26 protein-coding genes are annotated in these 22866 nt (G+C 72.7%); 3 read left to right on the plus strand and 23 right to left on the minus strand.

Translation table 11 applies throughout. The annotated features are described in order from the left end of the window. Positions 1-28 precede the first annotated feature (28 nt). The 14 genes from Z164_RS0112390 to rlmE all read right to left on the minus strand — a co-directional run bounded on the left by Z164_RS0112390 (position 29) and on the right by rlmE (position 14260). Positions 29-1429, minus strand: coding sequence for a PQQ-dependent sugar dehydrogenase (locus Z164_RS0112390; RefSeq protein WP_024891005.1), 1401 nt, complete (start codon positions 1427-1429; stop codon positions 29-31). After that, positions 1426-1866: a DUF2231 domain-containing protein gene (locus tag Z164_RS0112395; protein WP_024891006.1), complete on the minus strand. Its 441-nt coding sequence runs from the start codon at positions 1864-1866 to the stop codon at positions 1426-1428. Before Z164_RS0112395 ends, Z164_RS0112390 begins: the two co-directional genes overlap by 4 nt. Positions 1867-2147: 281 nt before the next feature. Then, on the minus strand, positions 2148-3440 hold the full coding sequence (locus Z164_RS0112400; RefSeq protein WP_024891007.1) for an adenylosuccinate synthase: 1293 nt from the start codon (positions 3438-3440) through the stop codon (positions 2148-2150). Positions 3441-3684: 244 nt separating this feature from the next. Beyond that, positions 3685-3873, minus strand: coding sequence for a DUF2065 domain-containing protein (locus tag Z164_RS0112405; protein WP_024891008.1), 189 nt, complete (start codon positions 3871-3873; stop codon positions 3685-3687). Then, positions 3870-4757 carry a protease modulator HflC gene (gene hflC / locus Z164_RS0112410; RefSeq protein WP_024891009.1) on the minus strand — a complete coding sequence of 296 codons (888 nt, stop codon included), beginning with the start codon at positions 4755-4757 and terminating at the stop codon, positions 3870-3872. Before hflC ends, Z164_RS0112405 begins: the two co-directional genes overlap by 4 nt. Then, the gene (gene hflK / locus Z164_RS0112415; protein WP_024891010.1) at positions 4754-5881 is read right to left on the minus strand and encodes an FtsH protease activity modulator HflK; all 1128 of its coding nucleotides are present in this window, start codon (positions 5879-5881) and stop codon (positions 4754-4756) included. The genes hflC and hflK overlap by 4 nt, the downstream gene beginning before the upstream one ends. A gap of 174 nt (positions 5882-6055) precedes the next feature. Continuing rightward, positions 6056-7375, minus strand: a complete 1320-nt coding sequence (gene hflX / locus Z164_RS0112420) for a ribosome rescue GTPase HflX (RefSeq protein WP_024891011.1) — start codon at positions 7373-7375, stop codon at positions 6056-6058. A gap of 104 nt (positions 7376-7479) precedes the next feature. Then, on the minus strand, positions 7480-7746 hold the full coding sequence (gene hfq / locus Z164_RS0112425) for an RNA chaperone Hfq (protein WP_024891012.1): 267 nt from the start codon (positions 7744-7746) through the stop codon (positions 7480-7482). 145 nt (positions 7747-7891) lie between these two features. After that, the gene (miaA, locus tag Z164_RS0112430) at positions 7892-8854 is read right to left on the minus strand and encodes a tRNA (adenosine(37)-N6)-dimethylallyltransferase MiaA (protein WP_024891013.1); all 963 of its coding nucleotides are present in this window, start codon (positions 8852-8854) and stop codon (positions 7892-7894) included. Between the two features lie 10 nt (positions 8855-8864). Then, positions 8865-10352: a sodium/proline symporter PutP gene (gene putP, locus Z164_RS0112435; RefSeq protein WP_024891014.1), complete on the minus strand. Its 1488-nt coding sequence runs from the start codon at positions 10350-10352 to the stop codon at positions 8865-8867. Between the two features lie 67 nt (positions 10353-10419). Next, complete coding sequence (gene folP / locus Z164_RS0112440; protein ID WP_024891015.1) at positions 10420-11319, minus strand: dihydropteroate synthase; 900 nt, start codon at positions 11317-11319, stop codon at positions 10420-10422. Further along, complete coding sequence (locus Z164_RS0112445; protein ID WP_152540947.1) at positions 11319-11525, minus strand: hypothetical protein; 207 nt, start codon at positions 11523-11525, stop codon at positions 11319-11321. Before Z164_RS0112445 ends, folP begins: the two co-directional genes overlap by 1 nt. A 110-nt stretch (positions 11526-11635) precedes the next feature. Further along, positions 11636-13552 (minus strand): ATP-dependent zinc metalloprotease FtsH, encoded by a 1917-nt coding sequence (ftsH, locus tag Z164_RS0112450; RefSeq protein WP_024891017.1) that lies wholly within the window; start codon positions 13550-13552, stop codon positions 11636-11638. 81 nt (positions 13553-13633) lie between these two features. Beyond that, positions 13634-14260: a 23S rRNA (uridine(2552)-2'-O)-methyltransferase RlmE gene (rlmE, locus tag Z164_RS0112455; protein ID WP_024891018.1), complete on the minus strand. Its 627-nt coding sequence runs from the start codon at positions 14258-14260 to the stop codon at positions 13634-13636. Positions 14261-14357: 97 nt separating this feature from the next. Here rlmE and yhbY point away from each other — a divergent pair, with 97 nt between their 5' ends. Next, entirely contained in the window at positions 14358-14663 is a 306-nt protein-coding gene (gene yhbY / locus Z164_RS0112460; protein WP_024891019.1) for a ribosome assembly RNA-binding protein YhbY, read from the plus strand. Between the two features lie 37 nt (positions 14664-14700). Further along, positions 14701-15093: an Mth938-like domain-containing protein gene (locus Z164_RS0112465; RefSeq protein WP_024891020.1), complete on the plus strand. Its 393-nt coding sequence runs from the start codon at positions 14701-14703 to the stop codon at positions 15091-15093. 46 nt (positions 15094-15139) lie between these two features. On the opposite strand, the gene Z164_RS0112470 is transcribed toward Z164_RS0112465, so the two are convergent. The 3 genes from Z164_RS0112470 to surE all read right to left on the minus strand — a co-directional run bounded on the left by Z164_RS0112470 (position 15140) and on the right by surE (position 17444). Continuing rightward, positions 15140-15898, minus strand: coding sequence for a peptidoglycan DD-metalloendopeptidase family protein (locus tag Z164_RS0112470; protein WP_024891021.1), 759 nt, complete (start codon positions 15896-15898; stop codon positions 15140-15142). An 83-nt stretch (positions 15899-15981) separates the two neighbouring features. After that, positions 15982-16662 (minus strand): protein-L-isoaspartate(D-aspartate) O-methyltransferase, encoded by a 681-nt coding sequence (locus Z164_RS0112475; RefSeq protein WP_024891022.1) that lies wholly within the window; start codon positions 16660-16662, stop codon positions 15982-15984. Then, positions 16662-17444 carry a 5'/3'-nucleotidase SurE gene (gene surE / locus Z164_RS0112480; RefSeq protein WP_024891023.1) on the minus strand — a complete coding sequence of 261 codons (783 nt, stop codon included), beginning with the start codon at positions 17442-17444 and terminating at the stop codon, positions 16662-16664. The genes Z164_RS0112475 and surE overlap by 1 nt, the downstream gene beginning before the upstream one ends. A gap of 143 nt (positions 17445-17587) precedes the next feature. On the opposite strand from surE, the gene Z164_RS0112485 reads away from it, so the two are divergent. Continuing rightward, a complete protein-coding gene (locus tag Z164_RS0112485) occupies positions 17588-18142 on the plus strand; it encodes a Smr/MutS family protein (RefSeq protein ID WP_024891024.1) in 555 nt (184 codons plus the stop codon). Positions 18143-18400: 258 nt separating this feature from the next. Here the strand turns inward: Z164_RS0112485 and Z164_RS20565 are convergent, their stop codons facing one another. From Z164_RS20565 to eno, 6 genes are all read right to left on the minus strand, one after another. Continuing rightward, positions 18401-18634 (minus strand): hypothetical protein, encoded by a 234-nt coding sequence (locus tag Z164_RS20565; RefSeq protein ID WP_043690012.1) that lies wholly within the window; start codon positions 18632-18634, stop codon positions 18401-18403. 131 nt (positions 18635-18765) lie between these two features. After that, a complete protein-coding gene (gene truD / locus Z164_RS20570) occupies positions 18766-19833 on the minus strand; it encodes a tRNA pseudouridine(13) synthase TruD (protein WP_043690015.1) in 1068 nt (355 codons plus the stop codon). Further along, positions 19830-20312 (minus strand): 2-C-methyl-D-erythritol 2,4-cyclodiphosphate synthase, encoded by a 483-nt coding sequence (gene ispF, locus Z164_RS0112495; protein WP_024891025.1) that lies wholly within the window; start codon positions 20310-20312, stop codon positions 19830-19832. The genes truD and ispF overlap by 4 nt, the downstream gene beginning before the upstream one ends. Positions 20313-20472: 160 nt before the next feature. Continuing rightward, positions 20473-21204, minus strand: coding sequence for a 2-C-methyl-D-erythritol 4-phosphate cytidylyltransferase (gene ispD, locus Z164_RS0112500; RefSeq protein WP_024891026.1), 732 nt, complete (start codon positions 21202-21204; stop codon positions 20473-20475). Next, positions 21201-21563, minus strand: coding sequence for a cell division protein FtsB (gene ftsB, locus Z164_RS0112505; protein ID WP_024891027.1), 363 nt, complete (start codon positions 21561-21563; stop codon positions 21201-21203). Before ftsB ends, ispD begins: the two co-directional genes overlap by 4 nt. 19 nt (positions 21564-21582) lie before the next feature. Beyond that, positions 21583-22866 carry a phosphopyruvate hydratase gene (gene eno / locus Z164_RS0112510; protein ID WP_024891028.1) on the minus strand — a complete coding sequence of 428 codons (1284 nt, stop codon included), beginning with the start codon at positions 22864-22866 and terminating at the stop codon, positions 21583-21585.

The raw sequence follows: 22866 nt of genomic DNA on the forward strand, positions 1-22866 counted from the left end.
GGCCCGTTGCCGGATGCGCGTCGCGCCGTCAGTCCATGGGGGCCGCGGGCGCGGGCGCTTCGGCCGGCGCAGCGGACGCCGGCGCCGCGGGAACGCCCGTCGTCCGCGCGCCGGTCGGTGCGATCCGCCAGACCGTGTTCGACAGGTCGTCGGCCACCAGCAGCGCGCCGCGCGGGTCCACCGCCACGCCGACCGGGCGGCCGCGCGCCTTGCCGTCCTCGCCGAGGAATCCGGTGGCGAAATCGATCGCCTCGCCCGCCGGCCGGCCGTCGCGGAAGGGCACGAACGAGACCTTGTAGCCCACCGGAGGATCGCGGTTCCAGCTGCCGTGCTGGCCCACGAACACGCCCTCGGCGAACCGCGCGCCCATCGCCGGGGTCGAGAACGCCAGCCCCAGCGCCGCCACGTGCGAGCCCAGCGCGTAATCGGGCACGATCGCGCGCGCCACCAGATCGGGCCTCTGCGGGCGCACGCGCTCGTCCACGTGCTGGCCCCAGTAGCTGTAAGGCCAGCCGTAGAAGCCGCCGGGACGCACGCTGGTCAGGTAGTCGGGGACCAGTTCGTCGCCGAGTTCGTCGCGCTCGTTGACCACCGCCCACAGCTGGTCCATGCCGGGCTGCATGGCCAGCGCGGTCGGGTTGCGCAGGCCGGTGGCGAACACCCGGTGGAAACCGGTCTGCGCATCCACCTGCCAGATCATCGCGCGGTTCTCCTCCACCGCCAGGCCGCGCTCGGTGATGTTGCTGTCCGAGCCGATGCCCACGAACAGGTAGCGGCCGTCGTGGCTGATCGCCAGCGCCTTGGTCCAGTGGTGGTTCACCGCCGCGGGCAGCCTGGCGATCTCCTGCGGCGGGCCGGCGGCGTTGACCGCGCCTTCGGTGTAGTCGAAGCGCAGCAGCGCGTCCTGCGTGGCCACGTAGATCGAATCGTTGCCGTAGGCCAGGCCGTACGGCGCGTCCAGGCCGTCGGCGAAGATCGAGCGGCTCTCGTAGGTGCCGTCGCCGTCGGCATCGCGCAGCAGCGTGATGCGGTTGCCGCTCTCGACCTGGGTGTTGCCGCGGGCCTTGATGATCCCGGCGATGACGTCCTTGGGCGTGAGCTTGGGCGCGCGCCCGCCGCGCCCCTCGGCGACGAGGACGTCGCCGTTGGGCAGGACCAGCAGTTGCCGCGGGATCCGCAGGTCGTCGGCGATGGCGGCGATCTCGTAGCCGTCGGGCACCGTCGGCAGGCGATCGCCCCACTCGGCCGGCAGCGAGACCTTCAGCGTGGGAAACAGCCCGCGCTGCGGCTTGGGCAGCTCGGGCGAGGGCCCGACGTAGGTTTCGTCCGGCGCACCGCCGCACGCGGCCAGCGCGAGCGCCAGCGACGATGCCAGCAACGGGCGCGAGCGCTTGCGCGCGCGCTCGCTCATCGGGAAGAGGCCGTTCATGCCACCACCTCCCGGCGCCGCAGCGTGCCGCCGAACGCAAACCACAGGGCCGCGCCGATCGACAGCACGCACAGGACCGACCATACCAGCGCCTGCGGCATCTTCTGCCAGGCGTCCATCGCATGCACCAGCGAGTTGACGAAGCCCAGCACGCAGGTCAGCGCCAGCAGGCCGACGTAGACGTAGCGACCGCGCGTCCGCGCTGCCGGCGCCAGCAGCGCCAGCAATGCCCAGACCAGCGCCAGGCCGGCGAACGCCAGCGCACCGGCGACCAGCCAGGACGCGAAGTTGGTCCACTGGATCTCGTAGGTCCGCGCGTATGCGATGTCGGCGAACAAGGCGCCGAGGAACAGCGGGAACGCGCTGCTGGCCAGCAGCAGATGCAGGGGATGCAGCGGCCGGTCGGGCCGCGCCACGGGGACGGGGCGTGTGTCCATGGGCATCTCATCGTCGGCGGGGCGATCACCGCGCACGGTCGCACGGCTCGACGCACAAGATCGTGCCTGGCGCGGCAAGACACGGTGAACGCGCGGCGACGGCGCGCGGCAGCCGTCCTGCCCGCCAAAAGAGGACCTGACGAGCACGCACCTTCAGCAACTCGATTTCGCCCCAACCTTCTCCCGCAAGCGGGAGAAGGGAAGCTGAAAGATCGTACCAATCAGAAAAGAGGAAGGCCCCTCGCGGGGGCCTTCCTCGCTTCCGCGACGCCGGGCGTGGATCAGGCGAACGGGTCCTGCAGCACCATGGTGTGGTCGCGGTCCGGGCCGGTGGAGACGATGGCGATCGGGCAGCCGGCCAGTTCCTCCAGCGCGCGCAGGTAGGCGCGCGCGGCCGGCGGCAGCTTGTCCCACTCGGTGATGCCGTGGGTGCTCTCCTCCCAGCCCGGGAACTCCAGGTACACGGGAGTGCACTCGTCCCAGCCCTGGGCGTCGAGCGGAGCGTACTCGCTGCGCTTGCCGTGGTACTCGTAGGCGATGCAGATCTTCAGCGTCTTCATGCCGTCGAGCACGTCGAGCTTGGTGATGCACAGGCCGGAGATGCCGTTGATGGCCACCGCGCGCTTGAGCGCGACGATGTCCATCCAGCCGCAGCGGCGCGGGCGGCCGGTGGAGGCGCCGTACTCCTGGCCGCGGTCGCGCAGGCCCTGGCCGATGGCGTCGTCGAGCTCGGTCGGGAACGGGCCGCCGCCCACGCGGGTGGCGTAGGCCTTGGCGATGCCCAGCACGTAGTCGATGGCATCGGCGCCCACGCCGGCGCCGGCCAGCGCGCCGCCGACGGTGGTGTTGGAACTGGTGACGTAGGGATAGGTGCCGTGGTCGATGTCCAGCAGCGCGCCCTGCGCGCCCTCGAACAGCACCTTGCGGCCCTGCTTGCGCAGGTCGTGCAGGATGCCGGCGACGTCGGACTTCATCGGCTCGACGTACTCGCCGAAGGCCAGCGCCTCGTCGTAGGTCTTCTGGAAGTCCACCGCCTCCACGCCCAGGTACTTCGTCAGCACGAAGTTGTGGTAATCCAGCGCGGTGCGCAGCAGGTCCTCGAGCTGCTTCGGATAGTGCAGGTCGGCCACGCGGATCCCGCGGCGGGCCACCTTGTCCTCGTAGGCGGGGCCGATGCCGCGGCCGGTGGTGCCGATGGCCTTGCCGCCGGCGGCCTTCTCGCGGGCCTGATCCAGGGCGATGTGGTAGGGCATGATCAGCGGCGTGGCCGGGCTGATCTTCAGCCGCGAGCGCACCTCGACCCCGGCGGCCTCGAGCTCGCCGATCTCCTTGACCAGCGCGGCCGGGCTGAGCACCACGCCGTTGCCGATCAGGCACAGCGCGTCGTCGCGCAGGATGCCCGAGGGAATGAGGTGGAGCACCGTCTTCTTGCCGCCGATGACCAGGGTGTGGCCGGCGTTGTGGCCGCCCTGGAAGCGCGCGACCGCGCCGATGTCCTGGGTGAGCAGGTCGACGATCTTGCCCTTGCCCTCGTCGCCCCACTGCGCGCCGATCACCACGACTGACTGACCCATGCTGCTGACTCCTGGTTGCGTTGCGGCCATCGGGGCCGCAGGGTGGCCCGGTACCGGCGCCGGCGCGCTGCGCGGGCGCTCCATCGGGGAGCGGCCGCCGCGCCGGGCCCGCACACGGAAAAAGCCGGCGGGAGCGCTCCGTTGAGAGACGGCCCCGACCGGCTTTTGTGCATTCTCCGGGTTTTCGCCGCGCGGGGCCACCCCGGCGCGGCGGGCGTTCAGCGGCCGATCGCCGGGGCGCGGCCTACGGCGCGCGCAGCAGGTAGAGCGCCACCAGCGCGGCGGCCATGACGCCGCCGCCGATCGTGCGCAACTGCCGGTCCGGCATCTTCAGCATCTCGGCGGCGTTGCGCTTCCAGAAGCCGGGCAGCGCGAACAGCATCAGCCCTTCCAGCACCAGCGCCAGGCACAGCGCCGCCCACAGCTGACTCATCGATCGCTGCGCATGTACTGCAGGAACGGGTCGTCGCGCTCGAGCACGATCACCGAGTCGCCGCCCTCGAAGGACCGGCGGTAGGCGTCCAGGCTGCGCTGGAAGGCGAAGAACGCCGGATCGCGGTTGGCGGCCTCGCCGTAGATGCGCGCGGCCTCGGCGTCGCCCTCGCCGCGCAGGGTCTGCGCGTCGCGCTCGGCCTCGGCCAGGATCACCGCCTGGTCGCGGTCGGCCTGGGCGCGGATCAGGCGCGCCTGCTCCTCGCCCTCGGCGCGCAGCCGGCTGGCCACCTGCTTGCGCTCGGCGCGCATGCGGTTGTAGACCTGCTGGATGACGTCGCTGTCGGTGGGCAGGTCGATCTGCTTGAGCCGGATGTCGATGATCCGCATGCCCAGCGTCGCGGCGCCCTGGTTGATCGACTCCAGCTGCTTGGCGATCACTTCGCCGCGGTCGCCGGAGACCAGCTGGGTCAGCGTGCGCGCGTTGATCTCGTTGCGCAGCGAGTCCTTGATGATCGGCGCGAGGCGATCGGCCGCGCGCGCTTCCATGTCGGCGATGCTGCCGCCGCCGCGATAGGTCGCGCGGTAGAAGTCGGCCACGTCGGAGATCGCCACGATGGCGACGAAATCGACGCTGACGTCCTTGCGCTCCGAGGTCAGGTAGCGCTCGGGGGTGAAGTCGACGGCGTTGAAGCGGCGGTCGAACACGCGCGCGGTCTGCATCAGCGGAATCTTGAAGTGCAGCCCCGGCGGGACGTCGGAGCGCACCACGCGGCCCAGTTGCAGCACCAGGCCGACCTGGCCCTCGCGGACCACGTACACCGAGCCGAGCAGGCCCAGCAGGACCGCCACCAGCAGCACGGGGATCAGGGCGCGCGGGTTCATCGGACGGCTCCTTCGCCGCGGACCGGCCGCGGCGGGTTGCGCGGGCGCGGCGGCTCGCTGGTGACGGTGGGCGCCAGCACGTCGGCCGGCACCACCTGCGGCGAGGACGAGGACGACGATCCGCCGGCCCCCTCCTGCGCCATCGGCACGTAGATCAGCTGGCGGCCGTCGCCGCCGACGATGGTGCGGTTGTCGGCCAGCACGTCGGAGACGGTCTCCAGCCACAGGCGCTTGCGGGTGACCTCGGGGGCGCTGCGGTACTGGTCGAGCAGCAGCGAGAAGCGGGCCGCGTCGCCGGTCGCGCGGGCGATCGTGGCGGTCTTGTAGCCTTCGGCCACGGTGCGGGTGCGCGAAGCCTCGCCTCGCGCTTCCGGCACGATCCGCGCCGCGTAGGCGCGCGCCTCGTTGACCAGGCTCTCCTGCACCTGCTGGGCGCTGTTGACCTCGTCGAAGGCCGGCTTGACCTCCTCCGGCGGGCGCGCGTCCTGCAGGTTGAGCTCGGTGACCACCAGGCCGGTGCGGTAGATGTCGAGCGAATCCTGCAGCTGCTTGGACGCCAGCGCGGAGAGCGGGCCGCGCGCGCCGAGCACGGTGTCGAGATCGGAACGACCGACCTGCTCGCGCACCACGCCCTGGGCGACCTGCTCCAGCACGCGTTCGGCGTCGCGGGTGCCGAACAGGTAGAGCTGCGCATCGCCCACGCGGTACTGCACGTTGAGCGAGACGATGACGATGTTCTCGTCGCGGGTCAGCACCGGCACGGTGTTGGTGAAGGTCTTGATCTCGGTGGCGTTGACCTTGTTCACCCGCTCCAGCGGCCAGGGCAGCTTGAGGTTGGGGCCCGGCGACATCACCCGCACCGCCTGACCGAAGCGCAGCACCACGCCGAGCTGCTGTTCACCGACCAGCACGAAGCTGCTGAAGAGCAGGAACGCGCCCACCGCCACGGCCGCCCAGCGCAGGGGATTGCCGCCACCGCCGCGACCGCCGCCGAAGAGGTTGCGCAGTTGTTCCAGCAGGCCATCGAACGCACCGCCGCCGCCGCCGCGCGGCTTCCACGGACCCCGGCCGTTGCCGCCGCCGGTTCCACCGCTGTTGTTCTTGCCGGGAATATTCCAGGCCATGCCTGCTCCAGTCTGTGGGTCGCCCCGCCGGTCGCCGACCGTGCGGAGGCACATTCTACAAGGTGACGCAGCCGCCGGCTCCGGCCTGGCGCGACGCCTGGCGGCGCGGTGCCCGCCGGTGCGCGGATGCGCGCCCGTACGGGGTTCTTCGCCCGGGCGCGGGCGCCGCGCGCCTCACCACTCGGCGTCGGCGGGCTCGGCCACCAATGGCCGCAAGGGCGCGCCGTCGGACTCCGCCGCCAGGCGCGCGGCATCGGTATGCGGAAGATCGATGCGCAAGCGCCAGCCGTGCTCGTCGTGGGCCTCCTCCTTCACCGCATCGAGCGCGTGCAGGCGCGCGCGCAGGCGACCGGCCGAGGGCGGCAACGTCACCTCGGCCACGATCCGGCGCAGCCCCAGCCGGGCGGCCAGCGCGTCGCGCAGCAGGCCGAGGCCGTCGCCGTCGCGGGCCGAGATCCAGACCCGCTCGGCCACCGCTTCGTCGGGCGCGGCATCGGCCGGGCGCTCGTGGCGCGCCTGCGCGCCCTCGATGCGGTCGATCTTGTTGAAGACCAGCAGCTGCGGGATGTCGCCGGCGCCGATCTCGGCCAGCACGGCGTCGACCTGGCGGATGCGTTCGTCTCGCAACGGATCGGCGGCGTCGATCACGTGCAACAGCAGGTCGGCCTCGCGGGCCTCGCTGAGGGTGGAGCGGAAGGCGGCCACCAGCTCGTGCGGCAGGTCGCGCACGAAGCCGACGGTGTCGGCCAGCACCACCCCGCCGCCGGGCAGCGCGATGCGGCGCACGGTCGGGTCGAGGGTCGCGAACAACTGGTCGGCGGCGTAGGCGTCGGCGCCGGTCAGCGCGTTGAACAGGGTGGACTTGCCGGCGTTGGTGTAGCCGACCAAGGCCACGCGCGGCATTTCGCTGCGCACGCGGGCGCGGCGCATCTGGGTGCGCTGCACCTCCACCTTCTCCAGCCGCCGCTGCAGTTGCTCGACGCGCTTCTGCAGCAGCCGGCGGTCGGTCTCGAGCTGGGTCTCGCCGGGGCCGCGCAGGCCGATCGAGCCGCCGCGCTGGCGTTCGAGGTGGGTCCAGCCGCGGACCAGCCGGGTCGCCATGTGCCGGAGCTGGGCGAGCTCCACCTGCAGCTTGCCCTCGTGGCTGCGGGCGCGCTGGGCGAAGATGTCGAGGATCAGGCCGGTGCGGTCGACCACGCGCCGCTCCAGCGCCTTCTCCAGGTTGCGTTCCTGACCGGGGCTGAGCGGGTGGTTGACCAGGATCAGGTCGGCGCCGGCGGCGTCCGCGGCGGCCTTCGCCTCTTCCAGCTTGCCGCTGCCGATCAGCGTGGCGGGGTTGGGCTTGTCGATGCGCGCGGTCAGCACCAGCGCCACCGCCGCGCCCGCCGAGCGCGCCAGCTCGGCGAACTCCTCGAGGGCGCCCTCGTCCGGCGGGCCGCCGGCGTGCGGCTGGATGAGCAGCGCGTGCTCGCCCTTCTTGCTGCGTTCAAACACGCGGGGCGTGCTCCTGGAGGCGGGGAAGAGCCCTCAAGATGCGGGCGCGGCGCCCCCGGTTCAATGGGGCGCCGCCTTCGCGCCGCACGCCCGCGCGCGCCGCGCTATTCGGCCTCCTCGGCCTCGCCGTTCTCGGTCTGCACCTGGCCGCCGCCGGGGCCGATGCGCACGTTGCGCGCCGGCACCACGGTGGAGATCGCGTGCTTGTAGACCATCTGGCTGACGGTGTTGCGCAGCAGCACCACGAACTGGTCGAACGACTCGATCGTGCCCTGCAGCTTGATGCCGTTGACCAGATAGATCGAGACCGGCACACGCTCGCGCCGGAGTGCGTTCAGGAAAGGATCCTGCAAGGACTGCCCCTTGGACATCTAGATTTCCCCAACTTGTTTGTTGTTGTCGTGCGCATCCGTGCGGCGCGAACCGCGCCCTGCCCGACCCGATTCCCCGGAAGCGGCGGCAGAGCCAGACGATGGTACACAACTCCGGCACGCCTGGCCGCACGGCTGCGCAGCACTAGGCGCTCAGCGCGCGGGCGACGGCTTCGCGCAGGGCGGCGCCGTCGGTGGCGGGATCGAACCATTGCAGGCCGGGCTGGCCGCGCAGCCAGGTGAACTGCCGCTTGGCCAGCTGGCGGGTGGCGGCGATGGCGCGCTCGGCGAAGGTCGCCGCGTCGGTCAGGCCGTCGAGGTGCTCCCAGGCCTGGCGGTAGCCCACCGCGCGCAGCGCCGGCAGGTCGAGCGGCGCGGGATGCGCGCGCAGCGGCGGCAGCGCGCGCAGGGCGCGGACCTCGTCGAGGAAGCCGGCGGCGAGCATGGCCCGGAACCGGCGGGCGATGCGCGCGTGCAGTTCGGCGCGCGAGGCCGGCGCGATCGCCAGCCGGGCCACCCGCAGCGGCAGGCCGGCGCCTGCGGGGCGCTCGCGCTGCCAGGCGCTGATCGGCCGGCCGCTCAGCCGGTAGACCTCCAGCGCGCGCTGGATGCGCTGGGCGTCGGTGGCGTGGATGCGCGCGGCGGCTTCCGGATCGACCCGCGCCAGCTCCGCGTGCAGCGCGGCCCAGCCGCGCCCGGCGGCCTGCCCGGCGAGCTCGGCGCGCAGCGCCGGGTCCGCCGGCGGCATGTCGGCCAGGCCGTCGAGCAGCGCCCGGAAGTACAGGCCGGTGCCGCCGGCCAGCACCGGCAACCGGCCGCGGGCGAGGATGCCCTCGATCGCGGCGCGCGCATCGGCCGCGAACTCCGCCGCGGAGTAGGTCTGCCACGGGTCGCGCAGGTCGAGCATGTGGTGCGGCACCCGCGCGCGCTCGGCGGCGTCGGGCTTGGCGGCGCCGATGTCCAGCCCGCGGTAGACCAGCGCCGAATCGACGCTGACGATCTCGCCGCCGCGCGCCTGCGCCAGCGCCAGCGCCAGCGCGCTCTTGCCCGAGGCGGTCGGGCCGAGGATCGCCAGCGCCCGCGGAAGCCGATCGTCCGGGCTCGCCATCGCGCTTGGCTCAGTAGCCGGTCTCGCGCAACGACAGCCGGACCTGCCGGTGGGTCGCCTGCACCTGCGCCGACGGCGGCCGCCCCAGCAGGCTGACCACCACGATGGCCAGGGTCGCCGCGATCACCCCAGGCACCATCTCGTACAGCGCGCTGCCGGTCAGCGTCCACAGCACCACGGTCAGCGCGCCGGCCAGCATGCCGGCCAGGGCGCCGTTGCGGGTCATCCGCTGCCAGAACAGCGACAGCAGCACGACCGGGCCGAACGCGGCGCCGAAGCCGGCCCAGGCGTAGGCGACCAGGCCCAGCACGCGGCTGTCCGGGTCGCGCGCGATCCAGATCGCCAGCAGCGCGATCGCCGCGACCATCAGGCGGCCGACCCAGACCAGCTCGCGATGGCCCGCGTGCGGCCGCAGGAAGCCGCGGTAGAAATCCTCCGTGAGCGCGCTGGAGCACACCAGCAACTGGCACGACAGCGTGCTCATCACCGCGGCCAGGATCGCCGACAGCAGCACGCCGGCCACCCACGGGTTGAACAGCAGCTCCGAGAGCACGATGAACACGCGTTCGGGGTTCTCGTTCACCGGCCCGGCGAGCTCCGGATTGGCGGCGAAGTACGCCACGCCGAAGAACCCGGTCGACAACGCGCCGAGCAGGCACAGCACCATCCAGGTCATGCCGATCCGGCGCGCGCGCGGGATCGTGGCGACGCTGTCGGCGGCCATGAAACGGGCGAGGATGTGCGGCTGGCCGAAATAGCCGAAGCCCCAGGCCAGCGCCGAGACCACCGCCATCACGCCGCCGGCGCCGATCCATTGCAGGTGCCCGGGGTCCACCTGCTCGATCAGCGCCAGGCTCGGCCCGATGCCGCCGCTGGCCACGATCGCCATCACCGGCACCAGCAGCAGCGCGAAGATCATCAGCGTCGCCTGCACCATGTCGGTCCAGCTCACCGCGAGGAAGCCGCCGACCAGGGTGTAGAGGATCGTCGCCGCCGCGCCCCACCACAGCGCCTGCGCGTAGGGCATGCCGAACACGCTCTCGAACAGCCGCGCGCCGGCGACGATGCCGGAGGCGCAGTAGACCGCGAAGAACACCAGGATCACCAGCGCCGACAGCACCCGCAGCAGCTTCTGGCGGTCCTCGAAACGGTGGGTGAAGTAGTCGGGCAGCGTCAGCGCGTTGCGCGTGCGCTCGGTATAGACGCGCAGCGGTCCGGCGACGTAGCGCCAGTTGAGCCAGGCGCCGGCGGTCAGGCCGACCGCGATCCAGGCTTCCGAGGCGCCGGTCAGGTACAGCGCGCCGGGCAGGCCCATCAGCAGCCAGCCGCTCATGTCCGAGGCGCCGGCCGACAGCGCGGTGACGTAGCTGCCGAGCGAACGGCCGCCGAGGATGTAGTCGTCGAAGGTCTTGGTGCGGTACCAGGCCCAGAAGCCGATCCCCACCATCAGCAGCAGGTAGGTGGCGAAGGTGACGTACAGCGGCGTGCTTGCGGTCATGCGCGATCCCCGGCCGCGGACGGCGGCCACAAGAGCGGAAGCTTACCCGGGATCGCGAACCGGGCGCTCAGGCGTCGTCCGGCCAGCGGATCGCCGGCGCCGCGGCCTCGCGGCGCGGCGCGGGCACGGCGGCCACCGCCGCCCACACCTTCAGCGCATCGACGGTGGCGGCGACGTCGTGCACGCGCAGGATCGCCGCGCCCCGCTGGGCGGCGATCAGGTGCGCGGCCACGGAGCCGGCGGCGCGCTCGGCCGGCGCCTCGCGGCCGGTCAGCTCGCCGATGCTGCGCTTGCGCGACAGCCCGGCCAGCACCGGCACGCCGAGCTCGGAAAACCGCGCCAGCCCGGCCAGCAGCGCCAGGTTGTGGTCCAGGGTCTTGCCGAAGCCGAAGCCGGGATCGACGACGATGCGCCGCTTGTCGATGCCGGCCATCTCGGCGGCGAAGAGGCGCTCGGCCAGGAACCGGTGCACCTCGCCGACCACGTCGTCGTAGCGCGGCGCGTCCTGCATCGAACGCGGCTCGCCCAGCATGTGCATCAGCACCACCGCCGCACCGCTCTCGGCGGCCGCTTCCAGCGCGCCCTCGCGGCGCAGGGCATAGACGTCGTTGATCATGCCGGCGCCGGCGGCGACGGCCGCGCGCATCACCTCCGGCTTGGAGGTATCGACGCTGATCGGCACCTCGGTCGCCGCGCGCAGGCGCTCGATCACCGGCACCACCCGGCGGATCTCCTCCTGCACGGGCACCTCGCCGGCGCCCGGGCGGGTGGATTCGCCGCCCACGTCGAGCAGATCGGCGCCCTCGGCCACCAGGCGCAGGCCATGCGCGACGGCGGCCTCCGGGGTGTCGTGGCGGCCGCCGTCGGAGAACGAATCCGGGGTGACGTTGACGATCCCCATGACCCGCGGCCGGTCCAGGCGCAGGCGGCGCTCCCCGCAGGCCAGCTGCGGCGCGGTGTCGAACATCAGCGCCGGCGCCCGCCGGGCGCGCGGCGCGTCTCGATCCGGCGCAGACGGCGGCTGCGCGCGACCACGCCGGCCATGATGCCGCAGGGCGCGCCGAAGGCCAGGCCGAGCACCACGTTGCCGACGAACAGGCCCACCGCGATGCCCAGGGCCAGGCCCAGCGGCAGCCAAAGCGGATCCATCACGGCATCGTCGGCAGCGGACATGGGGTCTCCCGGAAACGAAAAAGGCCAGAGCGGACTCTGGCCTTTCGCGGCGCGTGATGCAACCGTGAAGGTCGCCGAAACGCGAACCGGGTCGCGCTCTCCCGGCGCCCTCAGGTCTGCTCGGCCGGGCCGCCGATCGGCGCGGCCGGGCGCGGCTGGCCGCCCTGCCCGTCGCCGCCGTCGCCGCGGCCGGACTTGCTCCAGCCTATCGGCGGCGGCGGCTCGCGGCCTTCCATGATCGCGTCGATCTGCGGCGCGTCGATGGTCTCGTACTGCAGCAGCAGCTGCGACATGGCGTGCAGCTTGTCGATGTTGGCGGTCAGGATCTCCTTGGTGCGCGCGTACGCCTTGTCCAGGATCGAGCGCACCACCTCGTCGATCTTGCGCGCGGTCTCGTCGGAGACGTTCTTGTGCTGGGTGACCGAACGGCCCAGGAACACCTCGTCCTCTTCCTCGCCGTAGGCCACCGGGCCCAGCTCGTCGGACAGGCCCCACTTGGTGACCATGTTGCGCGCGATCTTGGTCGCGCGCTCGATGTCGTTGGAGGCGCCGGTGGTGACCTTGTCCTCGCCGAAGATCAATTCCTCCGCCACCCGGCCGCCGTACAGCGAGCACAGCTGCGATTCGATCGCGACCTTGTTCATCGAGTACTTGTCGCCCTCGGGCAGGTACATGGTCACGCCCAGCGCGCGTCCGCGCGGAATGATCGTGACCTTGTAGACCGGATCGTGCTCGGGGACCAGGCGGCCGACGATGGCGTGGCCGGCCTCGTGGTAGGCGGTGAGCGTCTTCTCTTCCTCGCTCATCGCCATCGAGCGGCGCTCGGCGCCCATCAGGATCTTGTCGCGGGCGCGGTCGAAGTGGTCCATGCGGACCTCCTTCGCGTTCTCGCGCGCGGCGAACAGCGCCGCCTCGTTGACCAGGTTGGCCAGGTCGGCGCCGGAGAAGCCCGGCGTGCCGCGGGCGACGATCAGCGGATCGACGTCGTCGTCCAGCGGCACCTTGCGCATGTGCACCTTGAGGATCTGCTCGCGGCCGCGCACGTCGGGCAGGCCGACCACCACCTGGCGGTCGAAGCGGCCCGGGCGCAGCAGCGCCGGGTCGAGCACGTCCGGGCGGTTGGTCGCGGCGATCACGATCACGCCCTCGCCGCCCTCGAAGCCGTCCATCTCCACCAGCAGCTGGTTCAGGGTCTGCTCGCGCTCGTCGTGGCCGCCGCCCAGGCCGGCGCCGCGGTGGCGGCCGACCGCGTCGATCTCGTCGATGAAGATGATGCACGGCGCGTGCTTCTTGGCCTGCTCGAACATGTCGCGCACGCGGCTGGCACCGACGCCGACGAACATCTCCACGAAGTCCGAGCCGGAGATCGAGAAGAACGGCACCTTGGCCTCGCCGGCGATGGCCTTGGCCAGCAGGGTCTTGCCGGTGCCGGGCGGGCCGACCATCAGCACGCCGCGGGGGATCTTGCCGCCCAGGCGCTGGAACTTGGAGGGATCGCGCAGGAACTCGACCAGCTCGGAGACTTCCTCCTTGGCCTCGTCGCAGCCGGCCACGTCGGCGAAGGTGACCTTGGTCTGGTCCTCGCTGAGCAGCTTCGCGCGCGACTTGCCGAACGACATCGCGCCCTTGCCGCCGCCCTGCTGCATCTGCCGCATCATGAACAGGAAGAAGCCGATGATCAGCAGCACCGGCAGGAAATTGATCAGGATGTAGAGCAGCGACGGCCCGCTCGACGGCGGCGCCTGCCTGATCTCCACGTTGTGGTTCATCAGGTCGTCGACCATGCGCTCGTCGCGGCGCGGCGCGATCACCGTGCCGCGCTCGCCGTTGGCGCGCTCGAAGGTGATGGTGCGCTCGTCCTCGGCGATGTCGACCTTGCGGATGCGATTGGCCCGCACCTCCTCCATGAACTGCGAGTACACCACCTCCTGGCTGCCGCCGGTGCGGGGGCTGAAGCTCTGGAACACCACCATCAGCACGACGGCGACGATGACCCAGAGCATCAGATTCTTCACGAGATCGTTCATGGAATGCTTCTGCTCTTGATGAGGATGGCGCGGGATCGCCCACGCACCGCTGCCCGATGGTACTACCTTGGAGCCTGCCGCTCAGCGCGGCCGCCGCCCCCGGGCCAGGGCGTAGACCTCCGGAGAGCGCTGCCGCGACGCCGCCGGCTTGCGGACCGAGACCTTGTCGTACCGGTGCCGCAGCTCGCGGACGTAGTCGTCGAAGCCCACGCCCTGGAACAGCTTGATCAGGAACGCGCCGCCCGGGCGCAGATGATCGTCGGCGAACGCCATCGCCAGTTCGGCCAGGTGCATGGCCCGGGGCTGGTCGACGGCACCCACACCGCTCTTGTTGGGGGCCATGTCCGACAACACAAGATCCACCGGGCGTCCGTCGAGCGCGGCCTCCAGCCGCGATAACACCGCATCCTCCCTGAAATCGCCATGAAGGAACTCGACCCCGGCCAGCGGCGGCATCTCCAGGATGTCCAGCGCGATCACCCGGCCCTCGTCGCCCAGCGCCTGGCGGACCCATTGCGACCAGCCGCCCGGCGCCGCGCCCAGGTCGACCACGGTCATCCCCGGCTTGAGCAGGCGGTCGCGAGCGACCAGCTCCTCCAGCTTGTAGGCGGCGCGCGAACGCATGCCCTCGGCCTGGGCCCGCTTCACGTAGGGGTCGGAGAAGTGCTCGGCGAGCCAGCGCTGGCTGCTCTTGCTGCGGGGCGGCATAAGGGGGATCGTGGCGCGGCGGAAGTGCCGCCAAATCAGGGAGTTCCGGCCGGCATGATACCCTGCCCGCCCTCCGACCGCTGACCGCCACCGCCCGATGAGCATCGCCCTGACCGCCTCCCAGACCCGATTCCTCCGCGGCCAGGCCCACGACCTGCGTGCCGTTCTCCAGGTCGGCGGCAAGGGCGTCACCGATGCGCTGGCGGCGGAACTGGACGGGCTGCTGGAACACCACGAGCTGATCAAGGTGAAGGTGGCCGCCGCCGACCGCGAGGAGCGCGACGCGCTCGTCGCGGCGCTGGTGGAACGCAGCGGCGCGGCCCTGGTGCAGCGGATCGGCCACGTCGCCGTGCTCTACCGCCCGGCCCAGGACAAGCGCAGGATCGTCCTGCCCCGCGCCTGAGGCCCGGGCTCATCCGCTCCGGACCGCCCGACCGCCCATGCAGCTCAATCTCGAAACGCCCGACTTCGATTACTTCCTCCGCGGGGCCGACGGCCGCACCGCGCTGGTCAACGAGCGCCGGCTGACCCGCAGCTTCGTGATCGCGCCCGACGCGCTGGTCGAGGACTGGCCGGTCGCGGACATCGCGGCGCTGCGCGCCGAGGACCTGGACGCGCTGCTGGCGCTATCGCCGGAGCTGGTGGTGCTGGGCTCGGGGCGCACGCAGGTGTTCCCGCCGGCCGAGGTGGTCGCCGCCTGCCTGACGCGCGGCATCGGCCTGGAGACCATGGCCAACGACGCCGCCGCGCGGACCTACCACGTGCTCGCCGGCGAGGGCCGCCGGGTGGTCGCCGCGTTCGTGCTCGCCGGGGCCCCGACCGGGGACGAGTGATCCGGAAAAGCCGGGGGGCCGCGCTGCTTGCGAATCCCCGATCCGGTCAGCGGCGCGGCAGGTACGAGAGCGGGTCGACCGGCTTGCCGTTGTAGCGGATCTCGAAGTGCAGCATGTCGCGCGCCGCGCCGCTGCGGCCCATCTCGGCGATCTGCTGTCCGGCGCGCACGCGCTCGCCCTCGTTGACCAGCCGCGAGCGGTTGTGGCCGTAGGCCGAGAGCCATTGTTCGTCGTGCTTGACGATGATCAGTTCGCCGTAGCCGACCAGCCCGGAACCGGAATACACCACCACGCCGTCGGCGGCGGCGCGCACGGCCTGGCCGCCGCTGCCGGCGATGCCGATGCCCTGCTTGGTCGGGTCGCCCTCGGCGAAGCGGCTGACCAGCTGGCCGTCGGCGGGCCAGCGCCAGGCGACGCTGCTGCGCACCGGCGGCGGCGGCGGCGCGGTCGGCTGCGCCGGCGGCCGCGCGGCGGTACCGCCCTGCGCGGGCCGCGACGCCGGGCCGGACGGGCGCGCGGCGGTGCCGCCGCCCTGCGGGTACAGCCGCAGGCGCTGGCCGGGATAGATGGTGTACGGCGGGGCGATGCCGTTCCACATCGCCAGATCCAGCGGACTGATGCCGTTGTTGACCGCGATCCGGTACACGGTATCGCCGCGCTGCACGGTCACGCTCTGCCCCGGGCGCGGCGTCGAGGCCGGCCGCGTTGCGCCGCCCTCGCGTACCACGCGGCTGCTGGCGCAGGCGCTCAACAGCGCCAGCGCGGCCACCACGGCCAGGGTCCGGAGCGCGGAATGTGCGGTCATCGGGGCGGCGTCCTCACGAGTGGGGCGGAAAGCGAGCGGGCGACAGCGTGCCGGGGTGCGCATGAACGTGGCGGCGACGCGCATCAGCCCAGCACGCCCGACAGCAGCGGCACGAACACCACCGGGGCCAGGTCGGTGCGCTCGATGCCGCCGTCCTCGCGGCGGCGCAGGCGCACCAGCGTCTGCGCGCCGCTGCCGCCGACCGGCGCCACCAGCACGCCGCCGACCGCGAGCTGCGCGGTCAGCGCATCGACCAGGGCCGGCGCCGCGGCGGTGACCAGGATGCCGTCGAAGGGACCGTTCTCGGCCCAGCCGGCGCGGCCGTCGTCGTGCTTGCTGCGCACGTTGAGGCCCAGCGAGCGGAAGCGCTTGCGCGCCACCCGCAGCAGTTCGCCGATGCGCTCGACGGTATGCACCTCGATGCCGAGCGCGGCCAGGATCGCGGCCTGGTAGCCGGAGCCGGTGCCGATCTCAAGCGCCTTCTGCGGCATGCCCTGCTCGAGCAGGGTCTCGGTCATGCGCGCCACCACCCAGGGCTGGGAGATGGTCTGGCCGTGGCCGATCGGCAGCGCGGTGTCCTCGTAGGCGCGGGTGGCCAGCGCCTCGTCGACGAACAGGTGGCGCGGCACGGTGCGGATCGCGTTGAGCACGCGTTCGTCGCGGATGCCGCCCTCGCGCAGGCGCTCGATCAGGCGATCGCGCACGCGCTGCGAGGTCATGCCGACCCCCAGCGCCTCGGGCTGCAGTCGCAGGCGCGGGGTCATCATGCGTGGACGCTCCCGAGCGCCTGCGCCAGCCCGCCGACCCAGCTGGCGACCTGCTCCAGCGCCTGGTAGCGGGTCAGGTCGACGTGGATCGGGGTGATCGCGATGTTGCGGGTGCGCACGGCGTGGAAGTCGGTGCCGGGGCCGGAGTCCAGCTCCGGGCCGGCCGGGCCGATCCACCACCAGGTCCGCCCGCGCGGATCCTCCAGCGGCACGCAGGGCTCGGCGCGGTGGCGGTTGCCCAGGCGGGTCACCTCGAAGCCGGCGATCTCCGACCACGGCAGGTCGGGCACGTTGACGTTGAGGATGGTGTCGGCCGGCAGCGGGTCGGCCTTGAGCCGCTCGACGATCTCCACCGCGGCGCGCGCGGCGGTGTCGTAGTGCTCGCCCACGTGGTCGCGGGTGACCAGCGAGACCGCCACCGCCGGCAGGCCGAGGAAGCGGCCTTCCATCGCCGCGGCGACGGTGCCGGAATAGATCACGTCGTCGCCGAGGTTGGCGGTGTTGTTGATGCCCGACACCACGATGTCCGGCTCGATCTCCAGCATGCCGGTGATCGCCACGTGCACGCAGTCGGTCGGGGTGCCGTGCACGCGCCAGGTCGCCTCGTCCACCTGGATCACCCGCAGCGGCATGTCCAGGGTCAGGGAATTGCTGGCGCCGGAACGATCGCGGTCCGGGGCGACGATCAGCACGTCGTGGCCGGCATCGCGCAGGCCTTCCGCCAGGATGCGGATGCCCGGCGCATCCACGCCGTCATCGTTGCTCACCAGTACGCGCATGAATCTGTCTGTCGAGCCTCGCCGCAGGACCTGTGCGCGACATGATACCGGATGTATGCTGGGCCGACCCCGGGCGTGGACGTCTTCGCGTCCGGCGAGTTCCGGCCGACGACTCCGCGCACCTGCGCGCTCCACGGGCCCCGATGCCACGCGATCCCGATCCGCCGCACGACGACGACGCCGCGCTGTTCCGCGCGGCGATCGGGCCGGTGCGCGAACTGCCGCCGGCGCCGGAACCCGCGCCCAGGCCGCGGCCGAGCCCGCGCCCGCGCATGGCCGAGCGCGAGGAGTCCGACGCGCGCAGCGAGTTCCATCGCCTGCTCGACGGCGCCGGTCCGCTGGAAGCCGGCCTGCTCGCCGGCGACGCCCTGCGCTATCGCCGCGACGACGTGCCGCCGCGCGTGCTCAAGCGCCTGTCGCGCGGGCAGTACGCCGCGCAGGACGAGCTCGACCTGCACCATGCCGGCGCGGCGCAGGCCGAGACGATGCTGCGGCGGTTCCTGGCCGAGGCGCGCGACGCCGGCATGGGCTGCGTGCGGGTCATCCACGGCAAGGGCCGCCACGCCGAAGGCACGCCGGTGCTGAAGAACGTGGTGGACCGCATCCTGCGCCAGCGCGCCGACGTGCTGGCGTTCCATTCCGCGCCGCCCGCCCAGGGCGGGACCGGCGCGGTGCTGGTGCTGCTCAGGCCGCGCTGAGCGCGCCGCGCCCCCCAGGCTGTCTCGACATTCAGCCTGCGAAAGGCCCCGCCTTCCTGCCGGGACCAGGCGGTCTTCGCCTTCCGCCGCAAGCGGGGAGCACTCTGTTTTTCCCTTCCCCCGCAAGCGGGGGGCATCCTGCTTTTTCCTTCCCCCGCAAGCTTGCGGGAGAAGGAACAACGTGCCCCGCTTGCGGGAGAAGGGACGACCCGGCCCCGCTCGCGGGAGAAGGGACAGCATGACCCCGTTTGCGGGAGGCTAGCGGCGGGCGCGGGCCGGCTCGCGCCGCGGCGGCGGATTGAGCCACTGCACGGTGAGGCCGCGCCGCCGCGCCTCGGCTTCGACCCGCGCGACGTACTCGGCATCGTTGCGGATGACCTCGCCGCGCACACCGGGCTGCGCGGCGGGCACGCGGGAAACGGCCTGCGGGCCGGCGCAGGCGGCGAGCGCCAGCGGCACGAGACACAGGGCGGAACGGAACAGGATGCGCATGGCGGCGTCTCCGGGCGCGGCCCGCGCCTCGCGGGCCTGCGCCTCACGCTTATACGCTGCGCCGCCGGGCACACCGGTGCGCGCGGGCACTTTCCGACGAACGGTCCTCGGCGCGGCCGGGGCGCGCGCGTTCACGATTCCGCGGTGGCGGCGATCTCGCGCAGCACGGCGGTGGCGTAGGCGCCGGGGGGCAGCGAGAAGCGCAACGCCAGCACGTCGTCCGCCGGCCAGTCCCAGGCCAGATCCTGCGCGCGCAGGCGGGTCGCGCGGCGCTCCTGCCTGAGCCCCGCGCGCTCGAGCCCGGCGCGCAGGGCCAGGGCATCGTCGGCGCCGAGCGCCGCTTCCTCGAGCGCGCGCGCCTCGCCGGCGCTGCGCAGTTCGCCCAGCCCCCACAGGGGCGCGGTCGGATGGATGTCGAATGCGGCCAGGCGCGCCGCCAGGGCTTCGTTCCAGGGCTCCGGGCCGAACACGCTGCGGCTGCCGTCGAGCATCCACACCTCGCCGTCGAGCGGGCGGTCCCAGGTGTCGGCTTCCACCCGCCGCGCCAGCGCGCGGTTGAACAATTCCGAACGCGCGGCCGACAGCAGCATCGTGCGCTCCTCGCGCCGCAGCCGCTTGCGCGGGCGGGCGGCGGCGTCGCCGGGCGGAACGTGTCCGAACATCGCCAACGCCTGGGCGACGTTGCCGCCGCCGCGGCCGAAGCGCTGCTCGCCGAAGTAGTTGGGCACGCCGCGCGCGGCGACCTCGGCGAGCCTCGATGCCACCGCCGCGCGATCGCCGTGCACTTCGCGCAGCACCAGCACGAAGCGGTTGCCGGCCAGCGCACCGCGCGGCAGCTTGCGGGCATGCCGCGCGGCGGAGATCACCCGCAGGCCGTCCACCCGCAACGCGTCCAGCGGCGGTGCCTCGCGCCCGGGCAGGTGCAGGCTGAAGCGCTGGCGGGTGACCGCGTGGCGGTCCTTGAGCCCGGCGTAGCCGACGGCCGGTTCGTCGACGCCCGCCCACGCCGCCAGCGCGCGCGCGGCGAAGGCGGTGTTCATGCCGCGCTTCTCGACGGTCAGCAGCAGGTGCTCGCCCTCGCCGCTGGCGGCGAAGGCGTCCAGTTCCTCGACGCGGAAGTCCTCGTCGCTGGCGCGGAGGCGCGCCCGCGCCGGCGGCGGGCCGAACGCCCGCGGCAGCTCCCCGCCCGCCTCGCTCATGCCGCGACCAGCAGGCAGACCGCCTGCGCGGCGATGCCCTCGCCACGGCCGGTGAAGCCCAGGCGCTCGCTGGTGGTGGCCTTGACGCTCACCGCATCGAGGCCGATGCCGAGGTCGGCGGCGATGGCCTCGCGCATCGCCTGCGCGTGCGGGCCGATCTTCGGCCGCTCGCACACCACGGTGACGTCGGCGTTGCCGACCCGCCAGCCGCGCTCGGCCAGCAGCGCCGTGCAGTGGCGGACGAACACGCGGCTGTCGGCGCCCTTCCAGCGCGGGTCGGTCGGCGGGAAGTGCACGCCGATGTCGCCCAGCGCCAGCGCGCCGAGCATGGCGTCGCACAGCGCGTGCAGGGCCACGTCGCCATCGCTGTGGGCCAGCACGCCGCGCTCGTGGGGAATGCGCACGCCGCCGACGACGACGTGGTCGCCGTCGCCGAAGGCATGCACGTCGTAGCCGTGGCCGATGCGGATGGGGGGCATGGGGGCAGGGGTCCAGGGGTCAGGGGTCAAGGGGCAGGGACCAGAGGCCAGGGGCCAGGGGCCAGGGGCCAGGGGCCAGGGGCCAGGGGCCAGGGAAAGAAAAAAGCAGGAGGGTCGATCGGATGAGACGCTGTTACAGCGACCGTGGGCATGAACGCGATCAGCTGCCCTCCCCTGGCCCCTGGCCCCTGGCCTCTGGCCTCTGGCCTCTGGCCCGCGCCAGCACGAATTCGAAGCGCTCCAGGTCGGCGCGCGTGGTGATCTTGAAGTTGTCCTCGGCGCCCTCGACCAGCAGCGGGCGGGCGCCCTGGCGCTCCATCGCCATCGATTCGTCGGTGACCTCGACGCCGGCGTCGCGGGCGGCCTGCAGGGCGCGGGTCAGCTGCAGGCGACGGAACAGCTGCGGGGTCAGCGCGCGCCACAGGCGCTCGCGCGGCTGGGTGCCGTCGATGCCGCCGTCGTCGCCGGCGCGCTTGAGCGTGTCGCGCACCGGGGCGGCGAGGATCGCGCCGACCGGGTCGTCGCGGCCGACTTCCAGCAGGTGCGACAGATCGTCCGGGCGCAGGTTGGGGCGCGCGGCATCGTGCACCAGCACGAAGTCGTCGGCGCGCACGTCCTCGGGCAAGGCCTGCAGGCCGGCCAGCACCGATTCCGCACGTGAGCCGCCGCCGGTGCAGGCCAGCACGGGCCGGCCCTCGAACTCGCGCCAGCCCGGCCACAGCCCGTCGTCGGGCGCCAGCGCCACCACCACGCCGCGCACGCCCGGGTGCGCCAGCAGCGCGCGCAGCGCGTGCGCGATCAGCGGCTCGCCGGCGACTTCCAGGTACTGCTTGGGCCGCTCGGCGCCGAAGCGCGCGCCGCGGCCGGCGGCCGGCACCACCGCCCAGGTCATCGCGGCGGCTCCTGCGCCGGCGCTTCGTCCGCATCCGCCGCATCGTCCGCGGCCGGCGGCGCGGCGTGGACCGGCGCGTCGACGACGCGGTAGAACACCTCGCCCGGCCGCACCATGCCCAGCTCGCTGCGCGCGCGCTCTTCCACCGCGGCCTCGCCGGTGGGGGATTTCAGGTCCGCGACCTCGGCGGCGAGCGCGGCGTTGCGCTCGGCCAGGCCGGCGTTCTGCCGGGCCTGTTCGTCGACGCGCGCCTGCAGCGCGGCCACCTCGCGGGTGCCCGCGGTGCCGAACCAGAGCCGGTACTGCAGCCACCCGAGCAGGGCGATCAGCAGCACCAGCAGGATCCGCAGGGCGCGCATGGACGCGGGCTCCCTCCGCTCAGCGCCGCAGCGAGACGAAGGCGTCGCGGCCGGCGAAGCGCGCGTTGCCGCCCAGCGCTTCCTCGATGCGCAGCAGCTGGTTGTACTTGGCCACGCGGTCGCTGCGGCACAGCGAGCCGGTCTTGATCTGGGTGGCGGTGGTGGCGACCGCGATGTCGGCGATGGTGGTGTCCTCGGTCTCGCCGGAGCGGTGCGAGACGATCGCGGCGTAGTGGGCCGCATCGGCCATGGCGATGGCTTCCAGGGTCTCGGTCAGGGTGCCGATCTGGTTGACCTTGATCAGGATCGCGTTGGCGGTCTTCGACTCGATGCCTTGCGCGAAGATGCGCGGGTTGGTCACGAACAGGTCGTCGCCCACCAGCTGCACGCGCTCGCCGATGCGGTCGGTGAGCTGCCTCCAGCCGGCCCAGTCGTCCTCGGCCATGCCGTCCTCGATGGTGACGATCGGGTACTGCGCGACCCAGTCGGCCAGGAAATCGACGAACTGCTCGCTGGTCAGGCGCTTGTTCTCGCCGACCAGGTGGTACTTGCCGTTGTCGTGGAACTCGCTGGAGGCCACGTCCAGGCCCAGCAGCACGTCGTCGCCGGCGCTGTAGCCGGCCTTGCCGATCGCCTCCAGGATGGTGTCGAGCGCCTCGACGTTGCTGCGGAAGTCCGGCGCGAAGCCGCCTTCGTCGCCGACCGCGGTCGACAGGCCCTGCCCCTTCAGCACCGACTTCAGCGCGTGGAAGATCTCGGTGCCGGCGCGCAGCGATTCGGCGAACGAGTCGAAGCCCACCGGCAGCACCATGAATTCCTGGAAATCGACGTTGTTGTCGGCATGCGCGCCGCCGTTGATGATGTTCATCATCGGCACCGGGAGCGCAGGCGCGCGGTCGCCGGCGAGCAGCTTCCACAGCGGCACCTTGCGCGCCGCCGCCACCGCGTGCGCGTTGGCCAGCGACACGCCCAGCAACGCGTTGGCGCCCAGCCGGGCCTTGTTCTCGGTGCCGTCGAGGTCGATCAGGCGCTTGTCGAGCCCGGCCTGGTCGCCGGCGTCGAACCCCTTCAGCGATTCGGCGATCGCGCCGTTGACGTTGGCCACCGCCTTGCGCACGCCCTTGCCCAGGTAGCGGGTCCTGTCGCCGTCGCGCAGCTCCACCGCTTCCTTGGTGCCGGTGGAGGCGCCGGAGGGCACCATCGCGCGGCCGAAGCTGCCGTCTTCGAGCACGACTTCGGCTTCCAGGGTCGGGTTGCCGCGGCTGTCGAGGATTTCGCGGGCATGGACGGTTGCGATCTTCAT

This window comes from Luteimonas huabeiensis HB2 (assembly GCF_000559025.1).
Lineage (GTDB): Bacteria > Pseudomonadota > Gammaproteobacteria > Xanthomonadales > Xanthomonadaceae > Luteimonas > Luteimonas huabeiensis.

Excerpts from the sequence above, each read along its gene's own strand:
- Z164_RS0112400 (WP_024891007.1), bottom strand. The coding sequence starts at position 3,440 with ATGGGTCAGTCAGTCGTGGTGATCGGCGCGCAGTGGGGCGACGAGGGC.
- hflC (WP_024891009.1), bottom strand. The coding sequence starts at position 4,757 with ATGAACCCGCGCGCCCTGATCCCCGTGCTGCTGGTGGCGGTCCTGCTG.
- Z164_RS0112485 (WP_024891024.1), top strand. The coding sequence starts at position 17,588 with ATGCCACGCGATCCCGATCCGCCGCACGACGACGACGCCGCGCTGTTC.
- Z164_RS0112475 (WP_024891022.1), bottom strand. The coding sequence starts at position 16,662 with ATGACCCCGCGCCTGCGACTGCAGCCCGAGGCGCTGGGGGTCGGCATG.
- Z164_RS0112395 (WP_024891006.1), bottom strand. The coding sequence starts at position 1,866 with ATGGACACACGCCCCGTCCCCGTGGCGCGGCCCGACCGGCCGCTGCAT.
- Z164_RS20565 (WP_043690012.1), bottom strand. The coding sequence starts at position 18,634 with ATGCGCATCCTGTTCCGTTCCGCCCTGTGTCTCGTGCCGCTGGCGCTC.
- ispF (WP_024891025.1), bottom strand. The coding sequence starts at position 20,312 with ATGCCCCCCATCCGCATCGGCCACGGCTACGACGTGCATGCCTTCGGC.
- Z164_RS0112390 (WP_024891005.1), bottom strand. The coding sequence starts at position 1,429 with ATGAACGGCCTCTTCCCGATGAGCGAGCGCGCGCGCAAGCGCTCGCGC.
- hfq (WP_024891012.1), bottom strand. The coding sequence starts at position 7,746 with ATGTCCAAGGGGCAGTCCTTGCAGGATCCTTTCCTGAACGCACTCCGG.
- eno (WP_024891028.1), bottom strand. The coding sequence starts at position 22,866 with ATGAAGATCGCAACCGTCCATGCCCGCGAAATCCTCGACAGCCGCGGC.
- putP (WP_024891014.1), bottom strand. The coding sequence starts at position 10,352 with ATGACCGCAAGCACGCCGCTGTACGTCACCTTCGCCACCTACCTGCTG.
- Z164_RS0112405 (WP_024891008.1), bottom strand. The coding sequence starts at position 3,873 with ATGAGTCAGCTGTGGGCGGCGCTGTGCCTGGCGCTGGTGCTGGAAGGG.
- Z164_RS0112465 (WP_024891020.1), top strand. The coding sequence starts at position 14,701 with ATGCAGCTCAATCTCGAAACGCCCGACTTCGATTACTTCCTCCGCGGG.
- rlmE (WP_024891018.1), bottom strand. The coding sequence starts at position 14,260 with ATGCCGCCCCGCAGCAAGAGCAGCCAGCGCTGGCTCGCCGAGCACTTC.
- miaA (WP_024891013.1), bottom strand. The coding sequence starts at position 8,854 with ATGGCGAGCCCGGACGATCGGCTTCCGCGGGCGCTGGCGATCCTCGGC.
- folP (WP_024891015.1), bottom strand. The coding sequence starts at position 11,319 with ATGTTCGACACCGCGCCGCAGCTGGCCTGCGGGGAGCGCCGCCTGCGC.
- Z164_RS0112445 (WP_152540947.1), bottom strand. The coding sequence starts at position 11,525 with ATGTCCGCTGCCGACGATGCCGTGATGGATCCGCTTTGGCTGCCGCTG.
- hflK (WP_024891010.1), bottom strand. The coding sequence starts at position 5,881 with ATGGCCTGGAATATTCCCGGCAAGAACAACAGCGGTGGAACCGGCGGC.
- truD (WP_043690015.1), bottom strand. The coding sequence starts at position 19,833 with ATGAGCGAGGCGGGCGGGGAGCTGCCGCGGGCGTTCGGCCCGCCGCCG.
- yhbY (WP_024891019.1), top strand. The coding sequence starts at position 14,358 with ATGAGCATCGCCCTGACCGCCTCCCAGACCCGATTCCTCCGCGGCCAG.
- ispD (WP_024891026.1), bottom strand. The coding sequence starts at position 21,204 with ATGACCTGGGCGGTGGTGCCGGCCGCCGGCCGCGGCGCGCGCTTCGGC.
- ftsB (WP_024891027.1), bottom strand. The coding sequence starts at position 21,563 with ATGCGCGCCCTGCGGATCCTGCTGGTGCTGCTGATCGCCCTGCTCGGG.
- surE (WP_024891023.1), bottom strand. The coding sequence starts at position 17,444 with ATGCGCGTACTGGTGAGCAACGATGACGGCGTGGATGCGCCGGGCATC.
- Z164_RS0112470 (WP_024891021.1), bottom strand. The coding sequence starts at position 15,898 with ATGACCGCACATTCCGCGCTCCGGACCCTGGCCGTGGTGGCCGCGCTG.
- ftsH (WP_024891017.1), bottom strand. The coding sequence starts at position 13,552 with ATGAACGATCTCGTGAAGAATCTGATGCTCTGGGTCATCGTCGCCGTC.